Source organism: Pantoea sp. X-Soil-YNGN-775, from assembly GCF_059730575.1.
Window position 1 is genome coordinate 131,878 of sequence record NZ_AP035947.1, and the last position, 14,397, is coordinate 146,274.

The 14,397-nt window shown below is 50.3% G+C and carries 11 protein-coding genes; 7 read left to right on the top strand and 4 right to left on the bottom strand.

The genetic code is table 11. The annotated features are described in order from the left end of the window. Positions 1–12: 12 nt before the first annotated feature. The 7 genes from AC6I8I_RS23655 to AC6I8I_RS23685 all read left to right on the top strand — a co-directional run bounded on the left by AC6I8I_RS23655 (position 13) and on the right by AC6I8I_RS23685 (position 9,663). Entirely contained in the window at positions 13–2,607 is a 2,595-nt protein-coding gene (locus tag AC6I8I_RS23655) for a fimbria/pilus outer membrane usher protein (RefSeq protein WP_497828935.1), read from the top strand. Between the two features lie 8 nt (positions 2,608–2,615). Further along, on the top strand, positions 2,616–3,674 hold the full coding sequence (locus tag AC6I8I_RS23660) for a fimbrial protein (RefSeq protein ID WP_497828936.1): 1,059 nt from the start codon (positions 2,616–2,618) through the stop codon (positions 3,672–3,674). 61 nt (positions 3,675–3,735) lie between these two features. Next, positions 3,736–4,398, top strand: a complete 663-nt coding sequence (locus AC6I8I_RS23665; protein WP_497821123.1) for a response regulator — start codon at positions 3,736–3,738, stop codon at positions 4,396–4,398. Positions 4,399–4,433: 35 nt separating this feature from the next. Further along, entirely contained in the window at positions 4,434–5,756 is a 1,323-nt protein-coding gene (locus tag AC6I8I_RS23670) for a TolC family outer membrane protein (protein WP_497828937.1), read from the top strand. 26 nt (positions 5,757–5,782) lie between these two features. After that, positions 5,783–7,042, top strand: a complete 1,260-nt coding sequence (locus AC6I8I_RS23675; protein ID WP_497828938.1) for an HlyD family secretion protein — start codon at positions 5,783–5,785, stop codon at positions 7,040–7,042. A 16-nt stretch (positions 7,043–7,058) separates the two neighbouring features. After that, a complete protein-coding gene (locus AC6I8I_RS23680; RefSeq protein ID WP_312760070.1) occupies positions 7,059–9,248 on the top strand; it encodes a peptidase domain-containing ABC transporter in 2,190 nt (729 codons plus the stop codon). Further along, entirely contained in the window at positions 9,229–9,663 is a 435-nt protein-coding gene (locus tag AC6I8I_RS23685) for a DcrB-related protein (protein WP_312056215.1), read from the top strand. Before AC6I8I_RS23680 ends, AC6I8I_RS23685 begins: the two co-directional genes overlap by 20 nt. Before the next feature lie 414 nt (positions 9,664–10,077). Here AC6I8I_RS23685 and AC6I8I_RS23690 read toward each other — a convergent pair whose 3' ends face one another. The 4 genes from AC6I8I_RS23690 to AC6I8I_RS23705 form a co-directional block, all read right to left on the bottom strand. Further along, positions 10,078–10,998 (bottom strand): substrate-binding domain-containing protein, encoded by a 921-nt coding sequence (locus AC6I8I_RS23690; protein ID WP_497821125.1) that lies wholly within the window; start codon positions 10,996–10,998, stop codon positions 10,078–10,080. A gap of 72 nt (positions 10,999–11,070) precedes the next feature. After that, positions 11,071–11,853, bottom strand: a complete 783-nt coding sequence (locus AC6I8I_RS23695) for a TIM barrel protein (protein WP_312760066.1) — start codon at positions 11,851–11,853, stop codon at positions 11,071–11,073. Further along, entirely contained in the window at positions 11,853–12,866 is a 1,014-nt protein-coding gene (locus AC6I8I_RS23700) for a Gfo/Idh/MocA family oxidoreductase (protein ID WP_312760064.1), read from the bottom strand. Before AC6I8I_RS23700 ends, AC6I8I_RS23695 begins: the two co-directional genes overlap by 1 nt. A gap of 12 nt (positions 12,867–12,878) precedes the next feature. After that, positions 12,879–14,327, bottom strand: a complete 1,449-nt coding sequence (locus AC6I8I_RS23705; protein WP_312056221.1) for a sugar porter family MFS transporter — start codon at positions 14,325–14,327, stop codon at positions 12,879–12,881. Positions 14,328–14,397: the final 70 nt, after the last annotated feature.

Sequence of the window (14,397 nt, forward strand, 5' to 3'; positions counted from 1 at the left end):
TTTAGGGTAATCATGATGGCAAGGACAGTCTCTGTAAAGAAGCCAGCGGGCAAACATTTTTGTCGCTCTTTTTTAGCTCTATTTCTGACCGCTGCAACAACCTCAGCACTCGCTGAAAACAACGTTGACTTTGATGAATCATTTGTAAAAAACCGGGCAGGGGTAAAAGTTGACGTCACGCGTTATGCTAATGGCAATCCAATAGATCCTGGCATCTATACGCTGGACATTTTTCTTAATGGCCGCCAGATCGGTAGGGATAACGTTCGCGTTATACGTGACGGAGACGATACTAAGGCGTGTCTTTCATACGATCTGGTAAAAAGCCTGTCTATCAAAGACAGTGTATTTAACTCTCAGCAGGCAGAAGAATTACGCGCCGGAAAAAACTGTTTGTCTCTCGAAGACGTTATCGAGAACAGTAATGCTGCAATAAATAGTGCAGATATGCAAATGGATATTTCTATTCCGCAAATCTACCTGCTGCGATCGGCGCGGGGCTATGTCGCACCGGAGTTCTGGGATAAAGGCGAAACCGCTTTTAGTCTGAACTATAACACTAACTATTATCGGTCCGTTTACAACGGCGGCCGGGAGTATGACTCTTTCTATGGCCGGGCGCTGGCCGGCTTCAACCTTGGCGGCTGGATGTTCCGTCACGATGGTGCGCTCAGCTGGCGGCGTCAGCAGGGAAAAGAAAATCATCGTTATGATGACATGAACACTTATGTGCAGCGTGATATCCCGCTCTTGAAATCGCGTTTACTGTTGGGCGAAGGCAATACCAGTGGTGAAATTTTCGACACCCTTTCCTTCCGCGGCGCTCAGATTTCAACCGTTGACCAGATGTGGCCAGACTCACAGCGCGGATATGCTCCCGAAATTCGTGGTGTCGCGCGAACCAACGCTCAGGTTACCGTGAGTCAAAACGGTAATAAAATTTATGAAACCACCGTCTCGCCAGGTGCATTCAATATCACTGACCTTTACCCGACCGGTTATGGCGGAGATCTGGACGTTACCGTTAAAGAAGCTGACGGTAGTGAAAGCCGGTTTTCTGTACCTTATGCAGCGATGGCACGCTTAAAACGCCCCGGCATGACTTACTATTCACTGACTGGCGGGGTCTCACGCCGTGATAATTTGGTTTATACCCCGTCAGTCTACCAGGGCACTCTGCAGCATGGCTTCAGTAATAGCTTTACCGGTTACTCAGGTATTTTAGGCTCAGATAATTACACCTCACTACTATTCGGTGGCGCGTTTGGCTTACCTATTGGTTCCATCTCTCTGGATATGACGGCCGCGAAGACAACCTATTCAGATGAAAAAAAACAGGGCGTCAGCTATCGGGCGACTTACAGTAAAAAAGTATCTCAGACTAATACTAACTTCACCCTCGCTGCCTATCGTTTCTCATCTTCCGGCTATTACAGCTTTGATAACGCCTTACAAATTAACAACTATTATAAAATTCATGGTAAAAATGGTACTGGTAATTATATTTCACGTCCTAAACAACGTTTTTCATTGACCGCCAGCCAAAATTTTGAAGAGTCATTTGGGAGTCTGTATCTTACTGGTTTCATTCAAAACTACTGGAATGATACCGGTACCAATACTCAATTCCAACTCGGCTATAACAATCTAATCGGGCAAATATCCTATACAATCTCGGCGAACCGATTATTATATTCAACCGGTGGACATGATACACAACTATCACTTGATTTCTCTGTCCCTTTAGGCAGCGATAACAGACGCTATTTAACGGCCAGTGCAACGCATAGTAAAGATGGCGTTAATGCTCAAACGTCGATCAATGGGATTGCAGGTGATCAAAACCAGTTCAATTATAACGTTGGCGTAGCACGCGATATTGAAAATAATAAGTCAGGTTCGGTGAGTGGACAATACCGTTCTCCTTACAGCACATTAACCGCCTCTTATACTAAAGGCGAGAATTATTATTCAGCATCGGGTGGGGCCAGCGGCGCCCTGGTAGTATTACCAGATAGCCTGACTTTCAGCGCTTATCAGTCATCAACCTATGCTGTGGTTAGTGCTGAAGATGCCGCGGGAGCCAGGGTTCTGGGTTATCCCAACATTGTGCTTAATAGCAGTGGTCGGGCTATAGTACCGAATCTTAATCCGTACCGTATAAACGAGCTGGCAATCGATCCGAAAGGTATCCCGCTTGATGTCGAAATGGAAGCGACGCAGCAACGCGTCATTCCGGTTGAAGGGGCAGTCGTCAGACTCGACTATAAAACCAGTAAAGGTAAGCCGCTGTTGATTCGCGCTAATCAGCTTAACGGAGAAGCTTTACCTTTTGGTGCATCGGTTAATGATGAAAATGGCAACCTGGTTACCACCGTTTCTCAGGGTGGGCAAATTTATGTGAGGTTGAATAAAGATATTAGTCGTCTGCATGTCTCATGGGGCAAAGCGCCGATTGATAACTGCCTGGTTAACCTGGAGTCGGGTGCAGTGAAAGCGAGCGAAACTAAGACGCTTGCCAGACTCACCACGATATGTAGCAGCGATCAAAATCAGCCTGTTCGCTATGTTTCGAACGGCAAAAACGACAATGACACTCAGGGTTAACGGGAAGCATGATTATGAATTTTTTTATGATTGTTAAGAAAATAACCGGAATAAGTGCCCTGACTCTTTTAGCGCTTAACATCATCGGCTTAACCGCAACCAGCGCGCGTGCGGCGGCTGATACCAAATTAATCTGTAAGGCGCCCTTAACGACTACAGCGTTAGATATGAAAACGATAGGCATTACGCTTTCCTCAGCGATCCCTATTGGTACCACGGTCTATGAGGGTAGTATGAAAGTTGACGTGAAATGTGGCCTCAACTTCCTCGATTATCAAGAAGACCTGAGTGCAGAAGTCTATTTTAAACGATTAGCAATGCCTGAGGGGTCGTTAGGCTACGGACTAACACTGTACCTGGGTTACGGTGGTGAATATTCAAATCAGGCCGGGAGTGTGGCTACCGGGAAAATGATTACCACTTATGCGGGTATCACCGGCGGCGGCGTTCTGAATGATTATACTGAGTTTACTCTGGACGTTCCTTTTAAAATTGTGCGCACGTCTTCTGATTTAAAACCGGTAACGCGTACCACCCTTAACCTGTTTCAGATCGGCTCTGCGGTGATTGGCAGTGATGAAAACTATGTAGCAACTAACCTGCGAAATAATGCTATCACCATAAAAGATGAAACCTGTTCCGTCGCCAGTAATGTGAATCAGGTGGTGCCGTTAGGCAGTTATTCGACCAGTAAAAGCAGTGGATTAGGGGCCGGGGTTGGACAGACCAGCGATGCTGTTCCGTTTAATATTCAGCTAAATTGTGAATCGTTGTTATCAGGTACGTTTGATGTATTGATGCAGTTCGATGGCGATGCGGTGAGCGGTTTATCGGATTTGGGTGTTCTAAGCCTGAATTCAAGCTCATCCGCCAGCGGCGTCGGTGTTCAGATACTGAACGAAAACCAGCAACCGATCGCATTAGCGTCGCCCTTTAATGTTGCTTCTTATCCTTTATCAACGGCTTTAGTCAGCGTGCCGTTATATGCACGTTACTATCAGACTGCTGAGACAGTAAGTCCGGGAAGTGCCAATGCAGTAGCAACTTACACAATAAGTTATCAGTAAACACAAGCAAGGCTCGTCAGAGCCTGCTTTATTCAATTCTAACTGATCAAAGGATTTGTCAGTGGACTTTAACCAAACCAAAAATACGCTACGGATTGGTGTATCTGATGAGAGCCCATTCATTTTTTACGCAGTTCAGTCCATTTTATCAACGGGGTTCTTTCAGCACGAAATCCAGGCCCTTCCTGTTAATAAAGAAGACCTGCTAGTCAAACTTAAGGATACCACACCTGATATATTGATTACCGACTTCAGCTTTAGCTTTGAACGTTATGACTTAAATGGTGTAAAAATAATTGAGGAAATACATAAGCAACTACCTGATCTTAACATCATCATTTTCACCGGTCAGAACAGCCCTTCCATGTTGAATAAATTATTGCAAATCCCTGTCGCAGGCATTGTGAATAAACGTGATGATTGCAAGCAACTGATTGAGGCTTTTCACTGGATATCTTCAGCCAACAAAGGAATATATTATTCAGAGAAAATGAAATACCTGGCACAGGAGATAATTATCGGCACAACGAACAGCCTTTTATCACCGTCAGAAAATGAGATCGTCCGATTATTTGCTATGGGTTACAGCCTGATGGATATCGCCAAAATACGTAAGCGCAGCGTCAGCACTATTGCAACGCAAAAATATAATGCAATGCGAAAGCTACATCTGCAGTCTAATACAGAATTAATAAAATATGTTTTTGCCCAGGAATTAATTTAACCCAGGCATTTTTAATGTATGAAACAGCGAATAAAATGAAAACTCATAACGTAAACAGACTCGTGCTGATGTTTATGTGTATGCCAGCTTATACACATGCAACAAACTTACAGCAAGCTGCGCAAGCCGCATTGAATTACGACTCCGCACTACAGGCCAGCCAGCAAACCAGTGAGGCAGATAAACAAAAATACTGGCAGGGAATGTCAGGAATGTTACCAACGCTCACGCTTGAGGGCAGCTGGGATCGTCAGGAACAGCCTGATAAGAAATACCAGAGCGGTGTTACTTCGCATAATTATGATGTTCGCGTCAGGCAACCGCTGTTTGATATGAGTAAATATGCAGGATGGCGTAAAGGCGTTGCTATTGCCAATACCGCCGAAGCACAGGCACGTCAGGCTGAAGAAAAACTGCTGGGTACGGTAGCCAATGCTTATTTTACCGTGCTGTATCAGCAGGAAGTTCTGCAGGCAGCACAGGCGGCAAGTCACAACTTTAAACAGCAAATGGCAAAGCTGCAGGCCGGTTTAAACAACGGGCAAAACACCCGTACCGAAGTGGATGAGGCGAAGGCGAACTATGCCATTGCTCAGGCCAAACAGATTGAGGCCAGCAATCAACTGCTGCTGGCAGGAGAAGCGGTGCGTCGCTTATCAGGTATTAATCCTGACACCCTGGAACCGGTTAATTTCCAGTGTCTTAACGCCATCCCCTATTCAACATTATCCGAAGCGATCAGTGCCAGTCAGCAGCGTAACACTGATATAAAGGTTGCGATGTTCCAGCACGATCAGGCGGATGCGGATGTATTGGCCGCCGATGCCGCTCATATGCCGGTGGTGTCGCTGTATGCCAGCTATGGCACCAACTGGAGCCGGAATGATAATGACCAAAACTTCCTCTATGACGCTATTTTCGGAACAAATTCAAAAAGTAATAACCTGCAATATGGGGTAAACGTCTCCGTTCCGCTGTTTGCCGGCGGCAGTCAATTGTCCCAATCTTTTGAAGCGTCATACCGTCGCGAAGCGTCAAGGTTCAGCACCATAGAAGCACAACGCAAAGCCATTCAGGAAACTCGCTCTGCCTGGCTCAGTCTTACCAATGGTAAAGCGCTTATCGACGCGGAAACAAATGCGGTTTCATCGGCGCGGGAGAAAGTCGTCTCGGTTAAATATGGTCGCGAGATGGGCTTCCGAACGGTTAATGATGAAATGGACGCCCAGCAAAAATATTACAGTGCGCTGAAAGACCAGGCTGAGGCACGGTTTAACTACCTCAACGCACTGCTAAACCTGGCGCAAAGCACCGGATCGTTATCAATCGAGATGCTGAATTTTTTTCAGTGCCGTTAATCCCCTCACTTACGATGAACAGTTAAATGGAACAGTCACTTTTTCGCCAGGAAGCTCTTGATGCGGCTAATCGCGGCAGTCTGGGCACCGTCGCCCTTTATTGTCCGCCGTACCGATGGCTGGTTATTTCCATCGTGATAATTATTACTGCCGCCACCACGCTTTTTTTTATTTTTGGCAGTTATACCAAATATGAATCCTCTACCGGCGAGTTGTTGCCAAAAAACGGCATGCTGATTATTCCCCCACCGGTAAGCGCAACGGTTATCGATATTCCGGTTAAAGAGGGTCAGCGTGTCGAGAAAGGCGATGTGTTGATGGTGTTGTCATCAGAAGTCTCGACTCAATTTGGTCAGACGCGTCAGGTGGTTGCAGAAAACCTGGCTGCGCAGCGTAAACGTCTGGAACAGGATCTCGCGACCCTTGGCAAGTTGCATGAAGTGGAAATGCAGGGGCTAAAAGAGACCGTCAATAGTCTTAAATTACAGCAGGAGCAACTGCGTCTTCAGTTAACGCATCGTAAAAAACAGGTCGAGCTGGCGCGATTGCAGCTGACTAAGTTGAATGCCATGCATAACCAGGGCTACGCCTCTAATCGTCAAATGGAAGAGCAGGAGTCGGCACTGCTCGACAGTCAGGCGCGCTATCAGGAATATCAACGACAGCTGCTGGATATTGCTCAGAAAATCCTTCAGACGCAGCAGCAACTGAATGAAAAGCCGCTCGATGAAGCGAAAAAGCGCAACGATATTGAGCGACAGCTGGCGGATAATCGGCAGTCGCTGGTTGAAAACGAAGCCCGGCGCTCTTTTGAATTACGGGCACCGAAAAGCGGTTATATCGGCATGATTATGATCAAGAACGGTCAAATGCTGAATGCAGGGCAGTCGGCAATTGCCATTTTGCCCAGTGACAGTGAGCTGGTCGCTCGCGTCATGGTAAATACCCAATCGATCGGTTTTATTCAGCCCGGACAACGCGTCGTGCTCCGCTATAAAGCTTTCCCCTATCAAAAGTTTGGTCAGCAATACGGCAAAGTGCTCGAAGTTTCACGCACCGCCCTCACCCCGCAAGAAGTCACCATATTAACCGGGAAAAACAACATCCAGGAACAACAATACCGGGTGCTGGTGGCATTGGATAAGCAAACTATCCAGGCCTATCAACAAAATGAATCCCTTAAACCCGGTATGGCGCTCGACGCCGATTTTATTGTCGACAAACGTCGCCTGTACGAGTGGGTCCTGGAGCCGTTATTCGCGCTCGGCCACAAAATTTCGCTCTGATTAAAAGGTCTGTGCTGTGTTGTTAAAAGATAAGCTTAATTTCAGATGGTTTAACCGTCTGCCGATGATCCGTCAGTCACAAGCGACCGAATGTGGACTGGCTTGCCTGGGCATGGTTGCTAACTATCATGGGCATGAGATCGATATGATCACCCTGCGCAGACAGTTTGCAACCTCGCTTAAAGGTGCCACGCTTGCCGATGTCATTGCGATGGCACAACGGCTAAATATGAGTTCACGTGCGCTGCGCGTTGATCTTGAAGAGCTGTCGAAACTGCGTATGCCCTGCATTCTGCACTGGGAGCTGAACCATTTTGTCGTGCTTAAAAAAGTCCGCGGCAATAAGATCACCCTGCACGATCCCGCACGCGGTATTCGGGTACTGACCTTTAAAGAAGCCTCAAACGCATTTACCGGCGTCGCACTGGAGCTTATTCCCTCTTCGACCTTTGAAGTGAAAGAGGAAAAAGCCAGCATCTCAATGATGAAGTTGGTCGGCAGCGTAACGGGTGTCAAGTCTGCGTTCGCTCAGGTACTGATCCTGTCGATAGCGCTGGAGTTGTTCGGCGTATTATCCCCGTTTTTTATGCAGTGGGTAATGGATATGGTACTGGTATCCGCCGACTATTCGCTGTTAACCCTGCTGGGGGTTGGCTTCATCATGATTGCTGTCTTCCAGACTATGATTACTGCACTCCGCTCCTGGGTGATGAGCTGGTTCTCAAGTCAGCTCAGTGTGCAATGGACCATTAATGTCTGCCAGCATATGCTGAAGCTGCCGCTTGACTGGTTTGAGTCACGTCACGTCGGCGATATTTTGTCACGCTACGGTTCACTCAACACCATTCAAAGCACGCTGACTTCACGTTTCATCAGTACCGTACTGGATGGTGTGATGTCGATTGTCACCGTCATGATGCTGTTTATCTATAACGCCAAACTGGCGTGGCTGGTCATCGCGCTCTTTATTGCTTACGGCCTGTTGCGCTTCCTCGCCTACGATCCGGTGCGGCGCGCAAATGAGGAGCAGATCATCAGCTCAGCGCGCACCCAGTCGTCGCTGCTGGAAACGCTGCGCGGTATCCAGGCGGTAAAAACCAACAATAAACAGGTCCCACGTCTTGCCGCCTACATGAATTTTTTGGTGGAGAGTACCAATAAAGGGATCGTGATGCAGAAGCTCAATATCCTGTTTGGTTCGGCGCAGGGAATACTGACCTCGGTAGGTCGGGTGGTACTGGTATGGCTGGCAGCGTTACAGGTGCTGGATGGTAACTTTTCTGCCGGTATGCTCACCGCGTTTATCAGCTTTTCCGATCAGTTTATGAGTCGTGGTGCAGGTTTAATCAATGCGATTATTGATTTCCGTATGCTGCGTATGCATGGAGAACGTCTGGCTGACATCGTCTTATCTGAGACCGAACCCACTGCAGAAGTCAGCCCTGATTTGAGCGGTCACCGCGACGAACCCCACTCCGCTCCGGATCTGGTGCTCGAAAATATTTGCTTCCGCTATGCACCGACTGAACCCTGGGTGATTGACGATATCAGCCTCACGATTAAAGCAGGTGAAAGCGTGGCCATAGTTGGCCCATCGGGTCAGGGTAAAACCACGCTGGCGAAAATTATTCTCGGTTTATTACATCCGGAGAGTGGCGTCATCACCGTTGGCGGCATGGATATCAAACAGACCGGGTTGCAGAATCACCGCAACCGTATTGGCTGTGTGATGCAGGACGATATACTCTTTTCTGGATCGATTAGTGAAAATATCAGCTTTTTTGATAATGAACCCGACCAGGCCAAAATTACTCGCGTGGCACGTCTGGCGCAGATTCATGGCGATATTATGAAAATGCCGATGAATTATCAAAGTCTGGTCGGCGATATGGGATCTTTTCTCTCTGGCGGTCAGTTGCAACGTATTTTGCTTGCCAGAGCACTCTATCGTGAACCGCAAATCCTGGTACTCGATGAAGCCACCAGTCATCTGGATATTTATAACGAAACACAAATCAATAACGCGATTAAGCGTATGAACACTACACGCATCATTATTGCGCATCGCCCGGAAACCATCCGCAGCGCAGACAGAATCGTTATGCTAAACAACGGTAAAATCAGCGAAATCACTGCCGAACAGTTATTTTTGCGCACAGAAAATGAACACCATATGGAAACGAAAAATGAAAAATCAGATATGTAAGTTTAGTGAAGGTATGATTACGTTACCTGAGGGATACAGTGAACGTACAATTAATACCTTTGTCGATAAGCGTTCTGCCCTGCCGCCAATTACTCTTTCGCGTGATGTATTGGGCCATCACAACAGTATCGAAGAGTATATTGAAAGCCAGCTTGTTATTTTAAAAAAGCAGGTTAAAGACTGGCAGCAGGCGGCATACAAGCCGATTGCGCTGGGTGACAATCTGGCAGAGGGTGTACTTATAAAGTATGATTTCCTGCGTCCTGATAACATTCGCCAGTATCAGACACAGGCCATTTTTACGTTGAACATGGAAGATCTGCTGATCTTAACCCTGTCGAAGCCATCCATGCTGACCGAAAAAGATCAGCAGTGCTTAGCTGACATTGTGAACGGTTTTAAACTGTACGATTAACATCCACCCGGCACACTGCCGGGTAAGCTTATTTATTTCAACCTGTTATCTTATAAAAATCTTTCAGCCGCTGCTAAGCGGCTTTTTTATTCCTGTATGCTGTCAGGATTAAAATCCTTATTGAAGAGTGCAGTTTCACATTTTGACAAAACAAACAGATCAGCGGTGTGCAACTATTTTGACCTGACGGATAACCCAGCCTGTCAAAGAGGTAACGGTCGGGAAGCACATTTTCTCTTATATCAATAATTGAACCCTGCTGGCCTTAGGTTGCTATTTTCAGCGTCACACGGTTTATATTAAACCGCAGGTTTATCTGATTAAGCCTCCAGTAATATTTACCGATGCGCCAGGCAATATCTGAATATACCTGGCGCCTATGATATAAATATATAAGCCCAATCACGCTCAATGTTACAGCGCGTTGGCCGCCGCAAATTCTGCGTAATTATCGTGGGTAATGGTTTTATAGGGGACCCAGTTAATCTCATCCACTTTCTGCTTATCCAGCAGCGCCTTCGCCACTTTTACCGCCCCGGTCGCCTGCCCTTTTGCATCCTGAAAAATGGTCAGCGCCATTTTGCCGGTTTTGACGAACTGCTGACCATCCGGCGTACCATCAATGCCCGCCACCAGAATGTGGCTGTTTTTAGCCTGATTCAGCGCCATAATCGCCCCGATGGCCATTTCATCGTTATTGGCGGCAATCGCATCAATCGGGCGCTGGTTGAGCAACCAGCCAGACACCACATCCACTGCTTCATTACGCTGCCAGCGCGCAGTCTGCTTTTCAATAACCGCCATCTGCTTATACTTTGCGATTACCGCTTCCACTGCCCGCGTGCGTTCCCGCGCCTCTTCGTTCGACAGCGCGCCCATCAGGATGGCGACGTTACCGCGATAGTTCATCCTCTTTGCCAGCGCTTCCATCTGCATTTCACCGCCCAGCGCAGAATCTGAGCCGACATAAGCCATATTTTCCGGCAGCTTAACTTCCGGCTTGCGGTTAACAAACACCAATGGAATGCCTGCTGACTGGGCCGCTTTAATCATCGGTAACACGCCCTGGGTATCCACCGGGTTGAGAATTATGGCATCCACACCCTGGTTAATGAAATCCTCAACCTGTTGTACCTGCAGCGCAACATCGCCTTTGGCATCAACGAACTGCCCATCCATCTTCAGTGCGCTGATTTCCCCAACCATTTGAGTACGCAGGATCGAAACAAAATTAAGGTCAAAGTTTGCCAGCGCCACGCCGATTTTGGGCGTTTTAGCAGCGGCCGACACGCTGATCAGCATGCCGAGAAACAACGCGATTAGTCTGGTTTTCATGGTGTTATCCTGTAGGGTTTTTTATTGTCATAAGTCCGTCGGGCAACAGACAAATACCCGACGGGGAGGTGATTACAACACGGTGAAATGATCGCGGAACTCCGCCAGTGCCTGTTCGCTGTCGCCGGCCGCCCAGCCTTCCAGCGCCACGACGCCGCGATAGCCGGCCTGCTCCAGCGCGCGGGCTATCGCCCGATAGTTGATTTCGCCGGTGCCCGGCTGCATCCGTCCCGGCACATCCGCAACCTGTATTTCACCGATTGCCGGACCACAGCGGCGGATCAGCTCAATCAGATTGCCTTCGCCAATCTGGGCGTGATAGAGATCCAGATTCATCTTCAGTGCCGGACTGTTGACCGCCTCAACCAGCGCCAGCGTATCCGCCGCGCGGGCAAAGGGAGTGCCCGGATGGTCAACCGCCAGATTGAGGTTTTCCAGGGTAAAGACGCGTCCGGCCCGCTCACCGAGCGCGGCGAGGCGGCGCAGCGTATCCGCCGCTTTAAGCCACATCGCCCCGGTCACCCTCTCCACCGGCCTGATCGCCTGGCCATTCTCATCCAGTCCGGTGCCGTGCAGATTCAGGCTCGGGCAGTTAAGCCGTTCCGCAACCGCCAGCGATGCTTCGGCACTTTGCAGCAGCGGCTCGATTTGATCCTCATCCGTCAGGTTGCCGCTCAGATAGCCGGTCATCGAGGTGAAACGCGCGCCGGTCGCCACCAGCGCATCGATATCCTTGTTGGCCCAGTTCCAGATCTCGACCCCAAATCCCAGTGCATGAATACGCTCAACCCGGCGGATAAACGGCAAATCGAGAAACACCATTTCGGCACAGACGGATAACTGATAACCAGCCATTAGCGTGCTCCCAGCAAGACAGGCTTGCGCTGCTGCACCGACTCAATGCAGGCCAGGGCGATCTCCAGCGCATTGCGGGCATCAATGCCGGTGGCGCGTGGCGTCTCACCGTGCAGGATGCAATGCGCAAACTCGGTCATTTCCGCCACGTAGGCGTCACGCAGCAGGTCGGTATCCATCCTTGAGGTTGCTATTGCAATACCGTCGGCGTGATAACGAACACAGTTATCCTGATTGAAATTACCGGCCTGCAGCATGCCTTTACTGCCAAACACTTCGCCGCGCACGTCATAACCGTAGACTGCCTGGAAATTAGCTTCGGCGGTGGCAATCGCTCCGTTATCGAAACGGATGGTCACCACTGAGGTATCCAGCAGCCCCTTATCTTTGAAATCAGGCCGGACCAGCGCATCCGCCAGCGCATAAACTTCAACCGGTCGGGCACCAGGGTTGAAATGCAGCAGGGTGTCAAAGTCGTGGATCAGCGTTTCCAGGAAGATGGTCCACTGCGGGATCGGGGCCGGATCGCGTAAGGCGGGGTCGCGGGTCACCGAGCGGCTTAGCTGGGTAGTGCCGTTTTCACCGGCTTTGACTGCGCTGATGGCGGCGGCAAAGCCGGCACTGAAGCGGCGGTTAAAGCCGACCTGTAACACCACGCCCGCCGTTTTCGCTGCAGCAATTGCCCGGTCAGCTTCCTCCAGTGTCACCGCCATCGGTTTTTCACAGAACACATGCTTACCGGCCTGCGCGGCGGCAATCACCAGCTCAGCATGGGTACGGGCCGGCGTCGCAATCGCCACCGCATCAATCTCACTGTCGTTGAGTAATGCCTGCAGGTCGGTATAGGCCTTCTCAACCCCCAGCCGATCCGCCAGCCGCTGCGCGGCACCAGGCTGCAGATCCGCCACGGCGGTCAGTCGGGCACCGGGCACCCGCAGCGCCAGATTCTCCGCATGAAAACTGCCCATTCGGCCTGCGCCGATCAATCCCACACGCACAGTTTTATGATTCATAACAACTCCTGTTTATTTATTGTTTGCCCAGTCAGGCTGGATAGAGGGTCCGGATGTCTGCTGTGCCTCAGCGGCAAAGCGACGGGATTTCGATAACATCAGCGGCTCGATGTGCTCCAGTGAGACGCCGCGGGTTTCCGGCAGGAAACGCTGCACAAACCAGAAGGCCACCAGACAGCCAACGGCGCACAGCATCAGCGGAAACGCGCCGTGAAAATGGTCCATCAGCAGGCTGCTGCGATTCATCATCGGGAAACTCTGGGTGACAATGAAGTTAGCCAGATACATCGATGAGAAGGCGTATCCCATGGCGACGGCGCGGATCCGGTTGGGAAAAATTTCCGAGATCAGCAACCAGGCGCCAAGGCTCCATGACATGCCGAAAATCAGCACGAACGCCACCAGTCCGATCACCGGCAGCAGCCCGCCAGTCTGCGAAATAAAGGCCCACGAAGTCACCATCAGGCAGACGGCACAGCCCAGCGCCCCCCAGCGCAGCAGGCGGGTACGTCCCCAGCGATCGACGGCGTTAAGACAGAAGGCCACCCCGGCCAGCAGCGCAACCCCGAGGAAAATGCTGTGGAACAGCGAGGTTTGCGTATCGGAGGAGATGTTCTGCAGCAGTGACGGTGCGTAATAGAGCAGAATATTAATGCCGGAGATCTGCTGCAGGATGGCGATGGCGCAACCAATCAGCAGGATGTAGCGCGCCCGGGCGTCACGCAGTAACGCGGGCCGGGCACCGCCGTCACGCTGATCGGCAGCGGAAGCGCTGATCTCTGCCAGCAGGCGGGCCGCATGCTGTGGCGTAGACAAACGGGTCAGCACCGCCAGCGCGCGATCGCGTTTCCCGTTCAACGCTAACCAGCGCGGCGATTCCGGCATGAACGGCACCAGCGCCAGGAACAGCAGGCAAGGCACCACGCCGGACGCCAGCATCCAGCGCCAGCCTTCGCTGACGATCCAGCTGTGAGACATGCCGCGGGCGATCAGATAGTTGACCACATAAACCGTGACCTGCCCGCCAACCATCAGCATCTGCTGCAGACCCAGCATCCGACCGCGCCAGTCTTTCGGTGAAACCTCAGCAATATAGAGCGGCGTAATCGCTGAAGCCATGCCGACGGCCAGTCCGCCAACCAGCCGGTAAAGCACGAACTGGGTCAGGGTATCCGCCAGCGCTGAACCTACCGCTGACAGCGTAAATAGCAGCGCGGTGATCACCAGCGTCGGCTTGCGGCCGATCCTGTCAGAAAGTGCGCCAACGCTCCAGGCACCCACGACGCAACCGAGGATCACGTTTGAAACAGCCCAACCGCTTTGCCACGGCGACAGGGACAGATGTTCGGTTAGTGGCTCAATCACCCCGGAAATAACTGAGGCGTCATAGCCGAGGATCACCCCGCTGAGCGAGGCGATGGAACAGATAAACAGCAACAATTTCAGATTATGTTTACGCATAACAGCTTAACTTTCCCGTTAATTTTTTCCGGTGAGCGTTAGTCTGAAGATTGCAAAACAGGTGCCAGTT